At 43.8% G+C, this 18813-nt stretch carries 22 protein-coding genes and 2 tRNA genes; 12 read left to right on the top strand and 12 right to left on the bottom strand.

What is annotated here, in order from left to right:
* Nucleotides 1–347 precede the first annotated feature (347 nt).
* Nucleotides 348–866, bottom strand: coding sequence for a hypothetical protein (locus BOQ04_RS02200; protein ID WP_112204223.1), 519 nt, complete (start codon nucleotides 864–866; stop codon nucleotides 348–350).
* Nucleotides 867–991: 125 nt separating this feature from the next.
* On the opposite strand from BOQ04_RS02200, the gene BOQ04_RS02195 reads away from it, so the two are divergent.
* Together BOQ04_RS02195 and BOQ04_RS02190 are read left to right on the top strand one after the other, a co-directional pair.
* Nucleotides 992–1828: a hypothetical protein gene (locus BOQ04_RS02195; RefSeq protein WP_143742134.1), complete on the top strand. Its 837-nt coding sequence runs from the start codon at nucleotides 992–994 to the stop codon at nucleotides 1826–1828.
* 19 nt (nucleotides 1829–1847) lie between these two features.
* Nucleotides 1848–3485, top strand: a complete 1638-nt coding sequence (locus BOQ04_RS02190; protein ID WP_076023107.1) for an amidohydrolase — start codon at nucleotides 1848–1850, stop codon at nucleotides 3483–3485.
* A gap of 339 nt (nucleotides 3486–3824) precedes the next feature.
* Here BOQ04_RS02190 and BOQ04_RS02185 read toward each other — a convergent pair whose 3' ends face one another.
* Nucleotides 3825–4100, bottom strand: a complete 276-nt coding sequence (locus tag BOQ04_RS02185) for a hypothetical protein (RefSeq protein WP_071467233.1) — start codon at nucleotides 4098–4100, stop codon at nucleotides 3825–3827.
* Nucleotides 4101–4156: 56 nt separating this feature from the next.
* Nucleotides 4157–4384: a hypothetical protein gene (locus BOQ04_RS02180; RefSeq protein WP_071467234.1), complete on the bottom strand. Its 228-nt coding sequence runs from the start codon at nucleotides 4382–4384 to the stop codon at nucleotides 4157–4159.
* Between the two features lie 177 nt (nucleotides 4385–4561).
* Between BOQ04_RS02180 and BOQ04_RS02175 the strand changes: the two genes are divergently transcribed.
* On the top strand, nucleotides 4562–4876 hold the full coding sequence (locus BOQ04_RS02175; protein WP_071467235.1) for a hypothetical protein: 315 nt from the start codon (nucleotides 4562–4564) through the stop codon (nucleotides 4874–4876).
* Between the two features lie 6 nt (nucleotides 4877–4882).
* On the opposite strand, the gene BOQ04_RS10780 is transcribed toward BOQ04_RS02175, so the two are convergent.
* The 3 genes from BOQ04_RS10780 to BOQ04_RS02170 are packed head-to-tail and all read right to left on the bottom strand — an operon-like array spanning nucleotide 4883 to nucleotide 5709.
* Nucleotides 4883–5044: a hypothetical protein gene (locus BOQ04_RS10780; RefSeq protein WP_189241312.1), complete on the bottom strand. Its 162-nt coding sequence runs from the start codon at nucleotides 5042–5044 to the stop codon at nucleotides 4883–4885.
* A 2-nt stretch (nucleotides 5045–5046) separates the two neighbouring features.
* Nucleotides 5047–5193: a hypothetical protein gene (locus BOQ04_RS10775; protein ID WP_189241313.1), complete on the bottom strand. Its 147-nt coding sequence runs from the start codon at nucleotides 5191–5193 to the stop codon at nucleotides 5047–5049.
* 45 nt (nucleotides 5194–5238) lie between these two features.
* The gene (locus tag BOQ04_RS02170; protein WP_342418064.1) at nucleotides 5239–5709 is read right to left on the bottom strand and encodes a DUF6641 family protein; all 471 of its coding nucleotides are present in this window, start codon (nucleotides 5707–5709) and stop codon (nucleotides 5239–5241) included.
* A 343-nt stretch (nucleotides 5710–6052) separates the two neighbouring features.
* Here BOQ04_RS02170 and BOQ04_RS10875 point away from each other — a divergent pair, with 343 nt between their 5' ends.
* The 3 genes from BOQ04_RS10875 to BOQ04_RS02155 all read left to right on the top strand — a co-directional run bounded on the left by BOQ04_RS10875 (nucleotide 6053) and on the right by BOQ04_RS02155 (nucleotide 8678).
* A complete protein-coding gene (locus tag BOQ04_RS10875; protein ID WP_233126603.1) occupies nucleotides 6053–6511 on the top strand; it encodes a hypothetical protein in 459 nt (152 codons plus the stop codon).
* 306 nt (nucleotides 6512–6817) lie between these two features.
* Nucleotides 6818–7384 (top strand): tyrosine-type recombinase/integrase, encoded by a 567-nt coding sequence (locus tag BOQ04_RS02160; protein ID WP_071467238.1) that lies wholly within the window; start codon nucleotides 6818–6820, stop codon nucleotides 7382–7384.
* 250 nt (nucleotides 7385–7634) lie between these two features.
* Nucleotides 7635–8678, top strand: coding sequence for a hypothetical protein (locus BOQ04_RS02155; RefSeq protein WP_076023105.1), 1044 nt, complete (start codon nucleotides 7635–7637; stop codon nucleotides 8676–8678).
* Between the two features lie 61 nt (nucleotides 8679–8739).
* On the opposite strand, the gene BOQ04_RS02150 is transcribed toward BOQ04_RS02155, so the two are convergent.
* Both BOQ04_RS02150 and BOQ04_RS02145 read right to left on the bottom strand, forming a co-directional pair.
* The gene (locus BOQ04_RS02150) at nucleotides 8740–9948 is read right to left on the bottom strand and encodes a tyrosine-type recombinase/integrase (RefSeq protein WP_083657475.1); all 1209 of its coding nucleotides are present in this window, start codon (nucleotides 9946–9948) and stop codon (nucleotides 8740–8742) included.
* A 243-nt stretch (nucleotides 9949–10191) separates the two neighbouring features.
* Complete coding sequence (locus tag BOQ04_RS02145; RefSeq protein WP_076023104.1) at nucleotides 10192–10602, bottom strand: MarR family winged helix-turn-helix transcriptional regulator; 411 nt, start codon at nucleotides 10600–10602, stop codon at nucleotides 10192–10194.
* A gap of 78 nt (nucleotides 10603–10680) precedes the next feature.
* Here BOQ04_RS02145 and BOQ04_RS02140 point away from each other — a divergent pair, with 78 nt between their 5' ends.
* The 4 genes from BOQ04_RS02140 (at nucleotide 10681) to BOQ04_RS02125 (ending at nucleotide 14650) form a co-directional block, all read left to right on the top strand.
* Nucleotides 10681–12444, top strand: a complete 1764-nt coding sequence (locus tag BOQ04_RS02140) for a chloride channel protein (protein ID WP_076023103.1) — start codon at nucleotides 10681–10683, stop codon at nucleotides 12442–12444.
* Between the two features lie 26 nt (nucleotides 12445–12470).
* Nucleotides 12471–12899, top strand: coding sequence for a PAS domain-containing protein (locus BOQ04_RS02135; protein WP_076023102.1), 429 nt, complete (start codon nucleotides 12471–12473; stop codon nucleotides 12897–12899).
* The gene (locus tag BOQ04_RS02130) at nucleotides 12896–13306 is read left to right on the top strand and encodes a group III truncated hemoglobin (protein WP_483414144.1); all 411 of its coding nucleotides are present in this window, start codon (nucleotides 12896–12898) and stop codon (nucleotides 13304–13306) included. Before BOQ04_RS02135 ends, BOQ04_RS02130 begins: the two co-directional genes overlap by 4 nt.
* 186 nt (nucleotides 13307–13492) lie before the next feature.
* A complete protein-coding gene (locus BOQ04_RS02125) occupies nucleotides 13493–14650 on the top strand; it encodes an HPP family protein (protein WP_076023100.1) in 1158 nt (385 codons plus the stop codon).
* Nucleotides 14651–14980: 330 nt separating this feature from the next.
* Here BOQ04_RS02125 and BOQ04_RS02120 read toward each other — a convergent pair.
* Nucleotides 14981–15057: transfer RNA gene (locus BOQ04_RS02120), tRNA-Arg, on the bottom strand.
* Nucleotides 15058–15096: 39 nt separating this feature from the next.
* Nucleotides 15097–15173 (bottom strand) — tRNA-Pro (locus BOQ04_RS02115).
* Between the two features lie 61 nt (nucleotides 15174–15234).
* On the opposite strand from BOQ04_RS02115, the gene BOQ04_RS02110 reads away from it, so the two are divergent.
* Together BOQ04_RS02110 and BOQ04_RS02105 are read left to right on the top strand one after the other, a co-directional pair.
* Nucleotides 15235–15603 (top strand): hypothetical protein, encoded by a 369-nt coding sequence (locus BOQ04_RS02110; protein ID WP_076023099.1) that lies wholly within the window; start codon nucleotides 15235–15237, stop codon nucleotides 15601–15603.
* A gap of 77 nt (nucleotides 15604–15680) precedes the next feature.
* Nucleotides 15681–17744: a TonB-dependent receptor gene (locus tag BOQ04_RS02105; RefSeq protein ID WP_076023098.1), complete on the top strand. Its 2064-nt coding sequence runs from the start codon at nucleotides 15681–15683 to the stop codon at nucleotides 17742–17744.
* Here BOQ04_RS02105 and BOQ04_RS02100 read toward each other — a convergent pair.
* Nucleotides 17741–18265 carry a chromate transporter gene (locus BOQ04_RS02100; protein WP_083657472.1) on the bottom strand — a complete coding sequence of 175 codons (525 nt, stop codon included), beginning with the start codon at nucleotides 18263–18265 and terminating at the stop codon, nucleotides 17741–17743. The genes BOQ04_RS02105 and BOQ04_RS02100 overlap by 4 nt on opposite strands.
* Nucleotides 18262–18813, bottom strand: coding sequence for a chromate transporter (locus BOQ04_RS02095; protein ID WP_076023096.1), 552 nt, complete (start codon nucleotides 18811–18813; stop codon nucleotides 18262–18264). The genes BOQ04_RS02100 and BOQ04_RS02095 overlap by 4 nt, the downstream gene beginning before the upstream one ends.

Here is an 18813-nt window from a genome sequence, read left to right as displayed (position 1 = left end):
TGATTGAGCCAATTGAGCACAATTAACCAGCCTGAAACAAGCCTAGAATGACAATAAATGGTAGATAAGTGGCCTGCCCAGCACGATTCGAACGTGCGACCTACGCCTTAGAAGCTTTAAAAATGAGCAAAAACAATAGCTTAGACAATGACATAAGCCTTACAAGATCAGGTGTTCGATACGCACCGAGATCCGTGGAATCATGTGGAACTGACCGTGTGGTGTGTGGCATCCGCAGGTGTGGAGTCGGTCGAACCGACACTAAATAGTGTCGCGTTACGTGACGCTCATGAGGCCACTAAGGTCTTAATAAATATCGTTAAGGAATTTAAACAATCTTTAAGAAATTAATTCTGGGATCTTTTTTCCAATAAATATGATGCCAAGTCATTTTTGCCTGCAAGATGCAAAAGAAAGCGATAAGCGATATAGGGCAAGATAATCAGCCAATAGAAACATGTTAGCGCCAAAATATGGGCAATGTCCCCATCACAAAAATTTCGCATGGATTCAATAAATCCCTCATGTTTAAAAAAGCCCTCTGCTCCAGCAGCAGAGTAACGCAGCAGAAGAGCAACGATAGATGCGAGGGTTGTACGAACTAAAACTGCTAAATAAATAGTGAATTTCACCTTAGGGTTGAATATCACTCCAACAGGAACAATCATTTCTACGGTGAGCATGATTTTTGACATCACCAAGGCCTGAATCACCGCAAACCCATAGGACTCAATTCCTTTTTCTGGCATATGAACGGCAGCTTGATTATAAAAAGTAATCGCAATAAACCAGAGTGATAGGTAGGTAGCTACTATTGGCAGCTCCCTTAACATTTCCTTCATGTGTCCTAAAAAGCTAAATTTCATATAAGATCCGTTCAAAACAGGGAATTACATAGCTAAATCTACTGCAATTTTTTTTGATAATACCTTATTATTAGAATAATTTTGATCCTTCAAGTCTGCGAAGCCCTACCTTAAACATCATGCAGATGCATCAATTCAAAGCACTACTGACCGTCCTGATGTTGTCTAACTTCAAGCTTGCGCTCGCTCAAGATGCAAATACATTTTTCGACACACTCACCCCGGGAAAAGAACGGCTTATTTCTACTGAACGGCAATTACAAGCTCAGGATGATGTCGCCTCAGTACCAATTTATATCAACTTTGACCAAAAAGTAGGCCTAGGACATCAAGGCTCAACTCAATACACCCAAATAGAGCCCTGGCTTCCTTATCGTATTAATTCTGACTACAGCTATGTAGTGCATCCCCAGATCACCTATCAATCCTTCAATAATTTCGATGGTTACTCTAGCTCGGGATTTAAACCAGTCATTATTGAAAGTTTTTTTACCGAATCCAATGAGACTAGACTAAAAAACTCATTTGGTTTTGGTCCAATGGTACAGATCGGCACCAATATGCCCGCCATGTATGGGAGCTCACAAAATGCTGTGGGATACAGCATGGGTGCCATTCATCGAAGCGAGGATTGGATTGTGGGTGCTTATGCATACCAATCGTTTGGCCTTGGAGCAATGCCACTCAATGGCCCTAGTGCCAATAATGTTGGATTTCAACCTTTTATCACCTACATCACCAAAAGATATGGGAACATTACTCTTGATTGTGAATCGATCACGAATATTGATACTGGTGCTCACGCCTATCCAATCAATTTAATGGGCAGCAAATTGATTGAAGTGGGTGACCTCCCTCTGCTTTTTACAATCGGTGCTCGTTATTACACCGTCAATACCAACCAAGGTGGCGCGCAAGGTTGGGGTGGGCGCATCGGGCTTACATATGCTTTTTCACATTAATACCTTTTAAAGAAACCTCATGACATCAAATCAAACCCTCTACTTCAACGGCAATATTTTGACCATGGCTGGCGATCAACCTGAGTATGTTGAAGCGGTATTGGTGACAGATGGAAAAATTGCTTTCACTGGTAACAAACAAGAAGCAAGCGATTTAGCGAGCCCAGATGTCAAGATGCATGACTTACAAGGACATACCCTAACTCCGGGATTTATTGACACTTGGGGGCACTTTGGTTTGTTTGCTCAACAAACATTAAGTTTGAATGTTGGCTACTTTGCTGACAATCCTCCACGTAGTAGACCCGAGTTGATTGCACAACTGAAAAAAGACGGCAAGCTTCTAAATGGATGGTTGATCGCAGCTGAGTACATGGATGGCTTGATGAAAGACGGGCCCTTAACCATTGCTGATTTAGATGCTGCTTTTCCAGATACGCCGGTACTTGTTCAAAACATTTCCACACTAGCGGGCTTATTTAATACAGCGGGCCTAAAAAAACTAGGTATTACTGCAGATACTAAAGTTGAGTCTGGCACGATCGTAGTTGATCCCACTACTCATCAAATGACGGGCATCATTATTGGGCTACCCTATCTGAACGCAGTAGCGGCGGCTTATGGCCAATTTTCTCAGGATCTCACTTTTAAGACTTATCAAAGCGCAGAGAAAATTTATGCCTCCTATGGCACTACGACTGCCCAGCACTATCAAGCCAGTCCTGAAGACATTCAATTGATGCGTCTCGCATCTGATAGCGGTGTTATTTCAATTGATTTAATTGCCCTCCCAATGAGCGATACGGTAGACACCCTACTAAAAGGGAATCCCAACTATTCCTTTGGTGCCTACAGCAACGTTGATCGAGGCTTTAAGGTTGCAGGCATATTGATGTCAACAGATGGAGGGCCGCAGCTCAAGCTTGCTTACCTCTCTAAACCCTACAGCGATACTACAGGCTTCCCGGATGGCTGGCGGGGTATGGCTTACTACACGCAAGATCAGGTTGATCACTACACTAAGCTGGCCTACGAAAAAAATATCCCATTCTTTTGCTACAGCAATGGTGATGCAGGCATTGATATGGCCCTAGCCGCCATTAAAAAAGCAATTGCGGAAACCGGGATTACGGAAGATCGCCGCTCGACTATCTCCCATTCATTTTTTGCAAGGGAAGATCAGCTTGACGACTACAAAGCCAATCATATTATTGCCATTACTTTATCCAATCATATATGGTTGTATGGAGATATCTATTTAGATATCGTTGGCGAAGAACGCGCCGATCATTTTTGCCCCATGGTGACAGCACATAACAAAGGGATAGTAGTCGGCATCCATAATGATGTCCCCTCTTCTGGGCCAGATTGCTTATTTACCATTTGGAGTGCAGTCAATCGCAAAACAATGTCTGGAAAAACATTGGGTACTCAGGAAAAGATGGATCCTTACCTAGCATTGCAGGCGTTCACATGTAATGCTGCTTATGTGTATCGCGAGGAGAATACGAAGGGTAAGATCCTGCCTGGCATGTTGGCAGATTTAGTGGAGTTGGATCAAAATCCTTTAACGATTGATCCAGATGCAATCAAAGATATTAAGGTGGTCAACACTATCAAAAATGGCAAAGTGATTTACTCCAGGAATGTCGAGTAGGCTTAAGAATGCGTCGGATTCATCGACGGGGGTATTCTCTAAAGTTCATAGCAATCATCAAACCAACTAGGCGCAATGAAAAGGCTTGAAACACTATTGATTAGGAGAATTTGGCCTGCCCAGCACGATTCGAACGTGCGACCTACGCCTTAGAAGCTTAAAAAATGAGCAAAATCAATAGCAGAAACAATGACATAAGCCTTACAAGATCAGGTGTTCGATACGCACCGAGATCCGTGGAATCATGTGGAACTGACCGTGTGGTGTGTGGCATCCGCAGGTGTGGAGTCGGTTAAACCGACACTAAATGGTGTCCTGTTAAGTGACAGTTGAGAAGATCTAAATATCATCCTCATCAGTGACTGGAATCTTAACTTTACAGGTATGGCACTTCATATATTGCTGCTCAGCCTGATCTAATCCTAGTTGATAAAGTCCTCTTGAATCTTTGACATTATTCATAAAGCACTCTGGGCAAGGGATGGGGATGGCCACTAAAGAGCCTGGGTCATCACTACATTCCCACTGATCTACAAATTCAGTAACTTTCTCCATTGGAAAGCCTTTAACCTGACAGTATCGAATCAGATCATCAAGAATTGGGGGTAATGCCATATATGAGACCTTTATAAGTAATCTATGAGTTCAAGATGGTTTAGCGATACTCTCAATCACCTCCACTTTTTGTCGTAAAGTTTTCTTACGTTTTTAATAATGTAACTATTGAGGCCCTGGCCGTTTTTTGCCAACAATTTCATTTGAGCAATATTTGCGCTACCAGCCTTTACGCTTGAATACTGATACAGCCAGCCATCATCAAATAATATGGTGATCGAACCATCCGCAAGCTCAAATGCATCAATACTTGAGTTACAACTCAGATTTTTATACTTTTCCATAGTCCACCCATTGAAATTTGATTTATTAACTATAAGGAATAAATCCTTACTTTGCAGGCTCTTTTACCTAAAATCTGAAAATATTTTTATTGATCCAATATCCCTTAAAAAAGTTCAATACAGGTAGCCTAGAATGCATTAATACCGTTATCACTACAATTCATAAGGAAAGTAAGCATGTTTAATGACATCCTGGAGAAACTCGAAAAACTAGATCTCAAACTTACTCGAGGTTATGAAAATAATCAGGAAGCCACACGCTTACTGATTGCAGAGGCTGAATATTATTTAAATTATGAATATGGGATGATTCCCCCTTGGGAAGCAAAAGAGTTGGAAGCAGCTAAAAACTTTGCAGACTGCAATTGGCTCAAGGCAGCAACTCAAGCAATTGCAATAGCCTTGGTTGTGTCTGAGTATGATGATGAAGAGTACTGGGGTGGCTATACCTACACAAACAAGGATGCCGCTAGAACTGCGCGACGGATTTAATCCAACTCAACTTAACTGAGTTAGGGCTTTCTGCCCTGCCTTAATCTTTTGCCTAGCCCGCTCAGCCTTGACAGCCGTTTGATCACGCTTTACACGATCCTTCATTGATTTAAGCCTAGCTTGTTCTGGGCTTAGTGGCTTTTGCGGAGCAATTTCATCGAATCTCATAGTTAACCAATCTGTAGAGGTTGATGTGGAACATTACCGCTCCCGAAGATTGCCTTGAAGAGTGCATATGCTTGGGCTTGATTCTGTGCATAGAGAATGGTTTCTACCCACATCCCCGCCGCATTGACTGTTGCCTTATATCTTTTCATACAAGTATTTAGCGTCCAGCGTCTAGTAGCTGGACGCTTATGTTGCTATCGCTTAAATCCACTCCTCAAGCTTGCACTTGCAGTTTCTATTTGAGCGTCAAGCTCACCAGCTTCAACAGCCGTCTTAATTGACTCCAATGCTTTTACAAGTTCTGCTCCGCTTGCTACTTCCACACTGGGTTTGCCTTTTGCCAGCTCAATAGTCCAACTTCCGTATTTGACTGAAACGCAGACTTTGCCTTGTTCTGATTGAAACCACCAAGGCTTTAATCTCTTGGGCATTTCTACTTGCTTACGCAGGCCTGTTTCTTTGTCTTTAATAGTCTTGAACTTGGTAACAACAAACGGGGTTCCGTCCATTTGGCTTTTGGCCATTTGGATCTGCTCCCAAAGCTTCTTTGCTAATTTATGACGGCGCACAACAATCGCTGGCATATGGGTTGGTTTTTTAACTGCTACTAACTTCAATGTACTTAATGTGCTCATTGCTTTCTCCTTGTTTGTTAATGGGCACAAGCAGTTTGTTTTCAATCAAGTATTTTGGTCGACCTCTTTTTGGCTATTAGTGGAAAACGGCTCATTTTGGATAGAAAAAATATGGTTTTTCTGTGGCAGTCATAAATATTTTTGCGAGTTGCTTGGTTACAAAGTAGATGTCGCATAAAGAAAAAGAAGTTGCAAAGTTGAGTTTGAGTAGTTGCTATTAAGTTACTCGTAGTGGCAAATGAGTAACTCTGACTAAGCAACACAACTTCGTAACTCCTCTTTTGAGATCTGCGACTTTTACTGCAACTGATCTCTTCTGATCTCTCTTGTAACCAACAAAGCAACTAGCAACGAGAACTCAAGGAGAAAATAAATGAGAGAAATCGCAATCAGAGGCTTTATCAACGAGAAGTACAACACCCTATTTGGCAAGGGATTATTTAGACGAGCCATCTATAACGGCTCTGTGGAGCTTCATAATCCAAACCAAAAGTATCTAGTGGACTTTTATGACTATGAACAATTTCAACATACTGCCAAAACGGATGATCAAATCAGAACACTTAAGAAATTGGATGCCTGCGGTATTGGCAACACACCAGACTTGGTGATGTCGTGGATTGTGCATTACGAGCCTTTAACCAAATCTAAAGAACTGGTTGATGGATATTGCATCTATTTGCAATCAACAGGTGAAGTCCATATTGAAATTGATGATGTTCTAAATGGAACAAAGGATGAATGGGACTTAAAAGCCCATCACTGCAAGGCTATAGGTGCCAATAAGCCTGTATTTGTTGCTACCAATGTGGATTTAAACACCAAGCAGTAATTATGCAAAACCCCTCAAAAAAGCCCTACAAGCACTGATCTTCGAGTATCACAGCGCCTAGCTGCTGGACGCCAGTCAAATAGCGTGTAGGGCTTTTTTGAGCTACTGCCCAAATTCGTCGTCTAAAGACGACAAAAGACATAAATATTTAAAGCAAAGCAAGGTTAAGAAAATCACACTTTTCTTAACCCTAATTGCTAAGTCATTGATTCTTGGAAGATCTTTATTAAAAAGCTTTCGGTCGCTTTATTTGCAATAAGAAAACACACTTATATGAGCTTTTTTATTTATGAAAGGTAATAACAAATGGCTCAAGCAAAAACCCTAACCCAAGCAGAACTAGATCAAGTACTGCGGTTTGCCAGTACCAAGAAATACCCCGAGCGCAATCGCGCCATCATCCTCACCAGTTTTTTAACTGGAATGCGTGTCGCCGAAATCGCCTCACTAAAGATGGGTGATGTAGTTAACGAGGATGGCACCATCAAAAATGAAGTAAAGCTATCGGCAGCGCAAACCAAAGGCGGGCATCCCCGTACTGTCTTTATCTCTACCAAGCTCAAAGCTGAACTAGAGGCTTATTTACGCACTAGACACATCAAAGACCCAACAATTCACTTCTTCCATACGGGCAATAAGCTCAAATTTACGCCCAATGGCTTGTGCGTCTGGTTCTTTTCACTTTACAAAGGTGCTGGTATCAGTGGTGCCAGCAGCCATTCGGGAAGACGCTCGATGATCACTTCACTCGCACAAAAAGGAATCGGTGTGAGAGTCTTAGCTGAGATTGCAGGTCATCGTTCGATTGCAGTAACGCAAAAGTATATTGATGCCAACCCTGAAATGTGTCGCAATGCGATGGAATTAATTTGATCTATGGCTAAGAATTAAATCACTATATTTTCTTAATTACAAAAATGTAGTGATTTTTCTGAAAAATTAAAATCGCCTGCAAAGCCTTTATTTATATGGCTTAGATTTTTCGTATTTTTGTGTCAAGGAAATAAAACAACGCTCAAATTTGCGCGAAAAATACGAAAAAAAATATACTGACTCCATCAACAAAGCAAAACCAAGGCACTTTCGCCATTACCGCTAAGTTGATTTTTAAGGAGCTTTAAAAATGGAAAACGCAATTGCAGTGAATAACCAATCCGCTAATAATGTAGTAAGTACTGCGGCAACTGAAGTAGCAATACCTTCTATCGATATTCGTGGCATGAATGCGAATGTGCTGACAGAAGATACTTCCACCTTTGATGAGGTATTTGAAGTAGAGGGTGAAGAAAAACCTGCTCAAGCACCGCAACCTACCCAAGCTGAGCAGGAAAAGGCGGTGCGAGTGCAAGCGATTTTGGATAAAGTGAAGTTGGAAAAATCCAAAGCAAACACTGGATTAGTGCAATATGAGCGTAAGCTCAGCGTAGAGGCTGCCACAGCAGAGACAACAGCAATCATCCCAAAAGAGCGCAAAGAGTATGTAACTGCGTTTAAAGCTGGTGTTGAGAAAACTGCTCGTAGCACTTTAGAGATGTGCCGTGTGGTTTATGAGGCAGAGCAATCGCTAGATAAGTTTCAATTTAAAACTTTTTGCGAAGAAGTCGGACTTAAGGACTACAGCAGTACTGTTCGCAAGTTTTCTGCAATTGGTCGGGTATATCCACGCTTTATTCAATATGTGGATCAACTGCCAGCAAGTTGGACCAATATCTACTTGATTACTCAAATTCCAGCAGATACGTTTGAGGAATGTGTGACAAAGGGGTATGCATTAAATAAGCTAACAGGCGCAAAGCTAGATGAGCTGGTCAAAAGCACAAAGGACATCAACAGGATTGAAGAACCCTTAAGCTTTGATAGTAAAAACGCTGGTTATGTATTTGCCAAGCTCTTATTTACCAAAAAACCCGATGACACTGATTGGCGTGCCATGGAAAAAGCGTTGGCGGAGATCTCTGCTCGCTTGCCAATCAAGTTTGTGATCAACAAGGAGGCTGCGGAGTTTGTTAAAGCTCGTCGCGATCAACGCTACGAGCAGATCAAACAAAAGAGCAAAGGCATTGATCTCAAACCTGATCTTTGGGACTTAGGCGCCGAGGCCAATGCCGCTTATAAAGTGGCAGAGCGTACAGTCAATCCAGCTCAAGGCACCGTAATTACTGTTTAAGACGACCGCTACCACTGCAGGGGTAGCCGTTATTTTGTAGTTTGTTCCATTTGGAACAGTTTTAAGCTAACTTCTCAGCTGCCATCATAGGAGTAAGTTTTGAGTAATGACGCTCAATCATTAAAGTCGAAGTGCCCATTTGCCTAGCTAGGGTGTGTATATCAACACCTTCAGCTAGTGCGAATGTGGCATAGGTATGACGCAGGCTATATAAGGTTCTATTCTTGCCAGTAGCATCTTTGAATAAACCAGATTCAACCATGAGCCTCTCAAACACACTATCTAGACTATGAGGAGCATCCCCCTCCGGAAACACGAATACCCTGCGATCTAGCTTGGCTTCAATAACAGAATCTAGGTTCGGATAAGGTAAAGCCTGCCAAGCAATTAATCGCTCTAAGGCCTCAACCACAAAATGCTTGGCAATCAGATACCTAGGGCCGGTCTTACCTGATACCCAAACTCTTAAATACCGCTGCTCACCTATCCAGTGCCATTGCAACGATTTCCAGCGGATTGGCATGCTTTCGGTGCCCTGCCTAATGCCTGTGCCTAACAAGAACTCCACATACACGCGGCAAAGTCTACGCATATGGTTACTGCGTTGATTACGCCCAAAACGCTCCCAGTCCCGCATGTATTCCAATAAGTAACTGACCTCTTGTTGATTAAAGGCTGGTCTGGCTTCAGGTTTATCTCCGGCTACTTCTAATAATGGAATAGTTCGTTGCTGGTGAATTAAACCCTGAGCCCTAGCCCGTTCAATCACCCGCTTATATAAGCCAGCATGGCGCCTTTGCGTATAAGACTTGGGATCCTTACCCATCTGAGATATGCGCCAAGCCGCATAGTCATCAACTACTTCTTGGGTAATGTCATTAATCTGGTAATTACCAAAGAACGGGATCAGGTACTTGGTATAGATATGAATATAGTCCGCATGAGTACGTTTATTAGGATTGGCTTGGACCACTCGCGCAGCAGCAGCTAGTTCTTGCGCGGCTAGCTGGCGAAAGGTTCGTGTCTTAATGGCTAGATCGCTGGCTAGCTTGACCTTAACGGTTTCATATATGGCAATTGCTTGGGTGGTGGCTTCAGCTACTTGATCAGATCCAGTACTGGCGGAATGCCAAGCACCCGTAGACAGCTTAAAACGGCATTGCCATTGGTGACTATGGGGTCTTTTATAGAGGGTGATGGCACCATCAAGCAGTTTGATGGGCTCTTCATCAGTGGTAGCAGTGGAAAATAATAGGGATAAATTATTCATTACAAGTGTCTCGAAACACGACACTTGTTAGCTTAATTTCAGATTTACGTTTGGGCGACCTGAATTATTTACGGTCCGTTATACCTGACACTTCGGGATCAGGGCTGTGATGGACTGTTGCTTATCACACAGCAGACCTTCACCTAAATTGAGTATTGCAGGCAGAGATCGACCCATAAGCGGCCATAGCCTTAATGGAAAACAATCAAAAGAGTTAAATGAAACGCTCGAGGTTTCCTGATGTCATCCATCCTCATTATTGAAGGCTGTAATTTGCGCTACCTGAAAAACATTCTTCAAAGAACCTAATTCAGCCTCGTGCAATGATACTAAACGCTTAAGTCGATGTTCACCCTCGGGCAGTAGATGCACCTCTACTTGGCGGCGGTCTACGTCACTCTTTCTTCGCTCTACCAATTTAAGGCCCTCGCATCTTGTAAGCAAGGCAACGGTGCCGTGATGCTTAATCTGCAACCTTTCGGCAATCTCCCCCACCGTTGCCCAGTCACGCCCAGGAAAACCTCTAACGTGCAAAAGTAATAAGTACTGTAGAGGGGTTAAACCCTCCGATTTAACAGCCTCTTCGCTGAAATGAAGAAACCTTCTTAACTGATAGCGAAACTCTGATAGCGCTTCATACTTAAATTTTTTCATAGTTTAAGAATAGCCTATCTCGTCCCTAAATTATTACATCATATTATGATATAATTGAAAGAATCTTAAGGGGCAAGAGTGCGAAATCAACCAAAATTATTGAATCAACGAATACTGTGGATTAGCGGTTTGTGTATCGTTTTGGGGGTTGTGTCGGCATTTACAGCGCATGCTCTTATTGAATTAATTGGATTAATAACTAATATCACTTTTTATGGGCGACTCAGCACATCATTTATTAGTCCCGCAGCCAATCATCTAGGGTTATGGGTGATTCCCATACCAATGATTGGAGGGTTAATTGTTGGCGGTATGGCAAGGTGGGGCTCTAAAGCTATTCGCGGTCACGGCATCCCTGAAGCGATGGAACAAGTTCTACGCAATGAAAGCCGAATTCCCGCCCGCATTACTTGGCTTAAACCACTCTCTTCCGCCATTGCAATTGGCACTGGTGGTCCATTTGGCGCAGAAGGCCCGATTATTGCCACAGGTGGAGCGCTAGGGTCTGTATTGGGTCAACTAATTCACGTTACAGCTGATGAGCGCAAGGTATTGTTAGCTGCTGGTGCAGCAGCAGGAATGGCTGCAATATTTGCAGCGCCCGTTTCTGCAGTGCTGCTAGCAATAGAGTTACTTCTCTTTGAGCGCCGCGCTCGCTCACTTGTACCAGTTGCATTGGCCACAGTAACCGCAACTAGTATCCGCTACCAACTGGAAGGTGATGGTGCAATATTTGCCATGTCCAATTTTGCCATCCCTGGTATTGGGGCAATTATTGCGTACACCATTCTGGGTGGCTTAATTGGCTTGATTAGTATTTGGATTAGTAAATCCATTTACAGCATTGAAGATATTTTCGAGAAACTACCTATCCACTGGATGTGGTGGCCCGCATTAGGCGGTCTTGCAGTTGGCATTATTGGCTATATTAATCCCCATACGCTTGGTGTTGGCTATGAAAATATTGCCTCCATACTTAATGGGCAATTAGCAATAGATGCACTAATTACCCTCTGTTTTCTAAAATTTATTTCTTGGTCTATTGCCCTGGGAAGCGGGACATCCGGCGGTACACTAGCACCCCTCTTTACAATTGGAAGTGCCTTGGGTGCAATCTATGGCTTAGCCATTGTCCATTGGCTACCTTGGCTTAATTTAGATCCTCGCATCGCCGCTTTGGTTGGAATGGCGGCCCTATTTGCCGGCGCCTCTCGCGCTCTACTTGCATCCGTTGTATTTGCATTTGAAACTACTTTGCAGCCCCATGGCTTACTTCCTTTGCTTGGAGGCTGTACGGCTGCGTATCTTGTATCGGCGTTAATAATGCGAAATACTATCATGAGCGAAAAATTGATTCGGCGCGGTGTTAGAGTGCCGTCCGAATATAGCGCAGACTACCTTGAGCGAATTACAGCTGGAGAAATCAGCAGTCAAGATGTTATTTCTTTGCAAAGCTCTCAATTGGTTGGCGAAGTGCGGACCTGGCTAGCGCAAGAATCTACAGAAGCACAACACCAAGGGTATCCAGTGTTAAATAAGAGCAATGATGTCGTTGGTGTCGTAACCCGCAAAGACTTAATGAAATCAGCGATCCCTCCAGACGCCTCTATTGGCGATTTGATTGCTCGAAGCCCACTAACAATTCCAGAAAGCCATACCGCAAGAGAGGTTGCTGATCAGATGCTAAAACATGATACAGGCAGGATAATTGTTACAAAAGATACCGACTCAAATTGCATGCTTGGAATTATTACCCGGAGTGATCTCTTGTCGGCTCATTCACAAAGATTAAAAGAAGCAAGCGAGGTTACTCGCCACTTATCACCCAAAAAAGCTATTTAATCAACTAAGCGAAGGATATTGGTCAAATGGACCTACATATCAATTTCAAAGAATTAGTGCATTCTCTTGGCGATGGCATGGTCATTTCTGATGCTCAAGGCACGATTGTATACTGGAACCCAGCAGCCGAGCGTATATTTGGGTTTACGCAATCCGAGGCTCTTGGTCAAAGCTTGGATCTCATCATTCCAGAACGGCTACGGAAACGTCATAACGATGGATATAACCACTCCATGGAAACGAGAACTACCAGCTATGGAGATAAATTGCTTGCTGTGCCAGCTACACATAAATCTGGACGCCCTTTATCGATTGCATTTACGGTATCAATGATTTTTGATGCTGAGAAGAAAACAGTTGGCGTGGCAGCCGTCATTCGAGATGACACCGCTCGATTTTCTGATGAACGAAATTTACGGAAAAGAATACTTGAGTTAGAGGGTGCAAACAAATAATCTCCATCGTCATAAATAAACCGAGCAATCAGGTTACCCTTGCCGATCAAATCGGAAAAATATCAATAGATAGAGTTGTTGATGTCTTCTACAGCCTTGTTCAAACACATCCAACCTTGGCTAAACCATTCTCATCCGTAGATGATTGGCCAAACCACAAAGATAGGATTGCTCATTTTTGGTGGGTAGCATTGGGTGGACAACCACAGAAATCCTACCGATATGATCCTGTCGGGAAGCATTTTTCTGCCGCTTTTAATGCAGAGCTGCTAGAGGACTGGAAGCAACTATTTAGAACGGTTATTAGCTCTCATATTAAAGCTGACTTAGACGAAAAATGGTTTTCACGAGTGGAAATGATTGGTGAGAATTTATTAACCCAAAATGATCGCTTAATGGGGAAATAATTAAAAGTAATCTCATAGGTAAACATGCTGCCCATAAAAGTAGGCGCCCAACCAAGACATCATGGGTATGTTGAAATTGGCAATTGCTTTTAAAATAAGCGAGTCCAGGTTGGTCAAAAAAAGTACTAACCAGTAATTTTCACCAATATTGATGAAGCCTACTTATTTAATTTTTTGGAGTTGATGATGAGCTTTAAGCAAATTTTGAAACAAATGGCGCAAAATAAAAACCCACATGTTCCGTGGTCTGAACATTTCCGCTCTGCTATTGGCGGAATCGTTGGCGGTGGGTTCGTTGCCTTTATAGCCAAATTTGCAAGCGAATACACCGAAATTAATGAATGGGCAATGGCCTCCTTGGGGGCAAGCGCACTACTTGTTTTCGTTCTTCCATCCAGTCCAATGGCGCAACCAAAAGCAGTCATTGGCGGGAATATAGTTTCTGCACTTGTAGGCGTTACCTGCGCAATCCTGATACCTGACCCTAGACTTGGTATACCGATAGCGATTGGCGTATCTATTTTAGGCATGCTTTTTTTCAAGTGCTTACATGCTCCTGCGGCAGCTACAGCACTTAGCGCGATACTAGGACATATCGTTACCTATAGGTTTGCTTTATTTCCAGTGCTGATGGATTCCCTATTGCTTGTACTAGCCGGCATCTTTTATAACCGTATCACAGGAAAACAATACCCCCATACGGAAAAATCTCCTGGCAACATATCCAGCAAATCCCCATCCGCTGAAACAATGAGCTTAATTGAGGATAAGAATGCCATCGCTCAAGTGCTAGCGAAATACAAAGAATTCATTGACATCAATCCAGGGGACTTAGCAAATATTATTCGCGATGTTGAATTACATGCATACCAACAAAAGTTAAAGTCCATTACTTGTTCCGCCATCATGAGCTCTCCAGTCATCTCCGTTGAAATGGCAACCCCTCTGGAGGAGGCTTGGATAAGGATAAGAAAAAATCACATTAAATCACTACCAGTGGTTGATAGAAATGATCGAATAGTTGGAATTATCACCTTAGAACATTTTTTAAAATATGCAGCAGTTGATTTTGATAAAACTTTTGGGCAGCGCCTACAAGGTTTTATGCGCCAGAGTTTTAGCAGGGCCTCAGTCAAGCTATCTGACGCCTACCCAAATGCTGTTGGGCAAGTTATGCAAAAAACTGTTCGAGTTATCAGCACGAATCGCAATCTTCTCGATTTAGTTACGATATTTGAAGGCGATGGCCATCATCACCTTCCAGTTATTGACGAACACCAGAAATTAGCAGGCATGATCACACAGTCAGATTTTGTCAGGGCAATTCATAGCTCGATGGAATAAAAAAGTAGTGGATAAATTAAAAAGCTGGTGCTCAAAAATTTATGAGGCACCCAGCCACAACCAATTAACCACTCTGAGAATCCCCAAGGCACTCCATAAGAGCCACCTGACCGTCACGTAACCGGACGCTCGAAAGTCGGGTCGAACCGACACTAAATCGCCAGGGTCAAAATTCTATCTAGCCTGTCCCAGTCGCAGGGTCGCCGATAGTCTGCCTGGATCCGCCACGCTAGACCCAAGGAGAACCCAAAGCTACTCAAGCTTGATCATGATCAGCCACAATCGAACACAATCAACAAGCCTACTTTTATATGAACTAATATGAAATTTTGGCCTGCCCAGCACGATTCGAACGTGCGACCTACGCCTTAGAAGGGCGTTGCTCTATCCAGCTGAGCTATAGGCAGTATGTGTGTACTGGGACTAAATGGTGAAACTTGAGAAAGTGGTCGGAGTACAAGGATTCGAACCTTGGACCCCCTGCTCCCAAAGCAGGTGCGCTACCAGGCTGCGCTACACTCCGACGGAATAGATATTGTACACCGACATGTTGCTGAGGGCCAAATCCTGTAATATTCAGGCCCATGAGCACCCTTTTTAACGGCAAAGTTAGCAAGCAAACGCGAGCGTTAATCGCTCTTGGCTTTTTGCTATTTAGCCTCTTGGGCACCCAGTATTTAGGCTTTGCACATAGCGTTTCGCATGCCGGCTTCCAGGGCGTTAATTTAGAGTTCAACACTGGCGATCGCACTTCCTTTGGCATATCTCATGCTGCAGCCGATTGCCATTTATTTGATGCCTTAACCCTCGCCAGTTTTATTGCGCCAGATGTTCAATCTTCTATCGGGGAGCTTTCTTATTCAGGCACTTTTACCCCGCTCTTAGTGGTAACGGTTTTCCAGGCTCTTGCCTCACCCTATCAATCTCGAGCTCCCCCCAGCATCACTCTTTAATTACATTGCCCTCGCCTTATTAGCGAATTTATGTGCATTTACCTGTTGAAATAGTTCAATAGTTTTAAGAGTGAAGTATGAAATTTAGAATCCCCTATCAATTGGCTTTATTAAGCGCTTTGGGCGTAAGCCTTCCTTACTCCGCAAGAGCGGAAGATCCGAATGGCGGCTTAGTGATTGAATCGAACGCCATCTCCGAAAATAATCTTATGAGCCCGAGCAAAGTTTTGTCAGGCGATGAGTTGCAAAATAAGCTGGGTAACAACCTGGGCGCCACCCTCTCCAATGAACTGGGGGTTTCTGCAACCGGATTTGGAGCGGGCGCTTCCAGACCAGTCATTCGTGGGCTCGAAGGTGCGCGGGTACAGATTTTAGAAAATGGCCTATCGGTGAGTGACGTATCGAGTATTTCGGCAGATCATGCTACCGCCAACCCCTTACAAAGTACGCGTCAAATTGAAATCCTACGCGGCGCATCTGCATTGATGTATGGGTCTGGCTCGAGCGGCGGCTTGGTCAATGTGATTAATGATCGCATTGCCACCTCCCTCCCAGGGGAGCCAACGGGGTCAGTAAATACGAGCTATGAAACCGTCAATCAAGACAAGACCGCCAGCGCAGTAGTCGATACATCCACCGGACCAATTGCCTTTCATATTGATACCGCCATTAGCAATGCCAATAACTATCAAATCCCTGGCTACGCAGAGCAAGGTGGGCCGAATGCTAACTGGGCAATCAGCCCCGGCGTTCCGCAAAATGTGCCCTACTCTAGCAAGCTACCCTTCTCCTTTAATAATGAGAATAACTTAGGGCTGGGCGCTTCTTATATTGGTGATCATGGTTATACCGGGGTCTCACTATTGCGCCTTAATCATGACTATGGCGTTCCTACTGCTGATGGCGGATTTATTAACCAATCGCAAAATCGCTATGATTTGCAGCATGAAACCCGCGATCCTATGGATGGTTTTAGCGCTTTCAAATTCAGCATCTCTAATAGCCATTACATGCACAATGAATTTGATAACAACGGCGTGCCGCAAACTAATTGGGTAAATGATGCAACAGAATTACGCGCGGTACTAGATCATCAATCCTGGATGGGCTGGAAAGGTAGTGTTGGCTTGCAATCCTCTACCGCCAAACTAACGGCAACCGATATCGCTAGTGGCAATGCAGATATCGTTCCGCAAACAGTCACCAATTCCAATGCGCTATTTTGGGTGGAGCAAGGTAATTTTGGTGACTTTAAAAATAGTCTTGGTTTGCGCTACAACTATGTTACCCAGAACCCCAATCAGGCCAGCGTTTACGCCGACTCGATTTCTACTTATAGCCCACCTTCATTAATTAACCGTCAGTTTAATTTGGGCTCCTACTCTTTGGGAACTATTTACGAAGTGACTAAAGGCTATGGACTAGCTGCAGCCTACACCGTTTCACAAAGGGCACCAAGTGCACCCGAGCTTTACGCCTTCGGTCCACACGATGCTACCGCCACATACATAGTGGGTAATTCCAATTTACAAATAGAGACTTCGCACAACATTGAATTGGGTATACAAAAAACAAGTGGACTCATCCAAGGTAAAGCCAACATCTATCAAAATCAGTTCAGTAACTACATTTATGGCTTCTACACTGGAAATACAGCCTCTGGTGATGGATATACCAACTATCCAGTAGTAGTCTCCCAACAAGCAAATGCCACCATTAAAGGGGTTGAAGGAGAATTAACCTACAACTGGCAGCAAAATGGCGTTGGCACTCGCCTATTTGGTGACGCCTCTCAAGGGACTTTTAATAGTGGCGGTAATTTACCCCTGCAACCAGCCCCACGCTTAGGGGCTGAAATTGCCCAACAAGTAAATCAATGGAAAATGAATGCTACTTACATCCATGCTTTTGAGCAGACGCGCTTAGCTAGCTTTGAGATTGGCCCCACGCCGAGCTACAACCTACTCAATGCAGGCGTGTCATACACTGAAAGAATTAACAGCATCTCTTGGACAGGCTATCTGCGTCTGACAAACTTATTGAATCAAGATATTCGTTATGCCACAACGCCAGAGACGGTACGCTTATACGCACCCCAACCGGGTCGCAGCGCCATGATTGGGGTTCGAGCTGCTTTTTAAAGGAACTTGGTGATGAGGGTTGCCACCAAACCCGAGCCCAGAATCACAATGACAGGGTTAATTTTGGTACGCAAAATAAGATAGAGGGTAATCAGCGCCAGTCCAGCAGTTAGCGAGCTAACAATCGAAGCCTTGCCAACGGCATAAACACCCGATGCCATGAGTCCGACTGAGATGGGCTCTAAAGCATTTTGTACTGCACGGCGCCAAGGACTCTCCCCTATTCGCACCCACAAACGGCCAACATAAAAACACAAAATACTCGATGGCAGAAAGAATGCCAGCAAAACTATGCCTGCTCCGGCCAAGCCAGCGATTTGATAGCCAATGATCAGCACCATCAACATATTGGGGCCAGGAGCCAGCTGACCGATACTGTACATATGAACAAACTGGGTATGGTCTAGGCCAAAATGCGCATACAAAATACTTTGCATCTCAGGTAAAACTGCCGTTCCGCCACCCACCGCCAAAAGTGAAAGCAAGACAAAGTTCAGCCCCAGCTGAAGCAATATATTCATATTGATTTACCAGGACGATACACATACAGCGCAATCGGAGCCATGATTGCAAGCACCGCCAGAAGGGAAAGCTTAAATAGACTCATCAATACAAAGGTTGCCAGCACAATCGCCAAAGACTTCATGTGCCGCCAGTGATCGCCACCTATGCGGTAGGTGATGGCTGCCAATAAACCAGTCGCAGCCGCCGCTATTCCCGCCAAAATGATATTGGCCATAGGATGATTCGAATTACTGGAATATAAAATACCAATACCGAGAATAAATGCCGATCCAGGGAGAAGTAAGCCCAGGACTGCGCACACTGAGCCCGTAACACCTCGCAGGAAATCCCCTGTAAGCACTGCTAGATTCACTGAATTTAAGCCTGGCATGGTTTGACTAATCGCCAAGTAGGCCATGAATTCATCAGCGTTTAACCATTTGCGCTTTTCAACTAAAAGAATACGTTCATAGGCAATAATACCGCCACCAAAACTAATGGCGCCAATGATCAGAAATTGCAGAAAGATATCCCAAAGGTTTGCACCGCTTTTTTTATCTGCCAT

The sequence above is a fragment of the Polynucleobacter sphagniphilus genome, assembly GCF_001953355.1.
GTDB lineage: Bacteria > Pseudomonadota > Gammaproteobacteria > Burkholderiales > Burkholderiaceae > Polynucleobacter > Polynucleobacter sphagniphilus.
The sequence above is the reverse complement of the archived record's forward strand: the minus strand, read 5'-3'. Positions and strand labels throughout refer to the sequence as shown.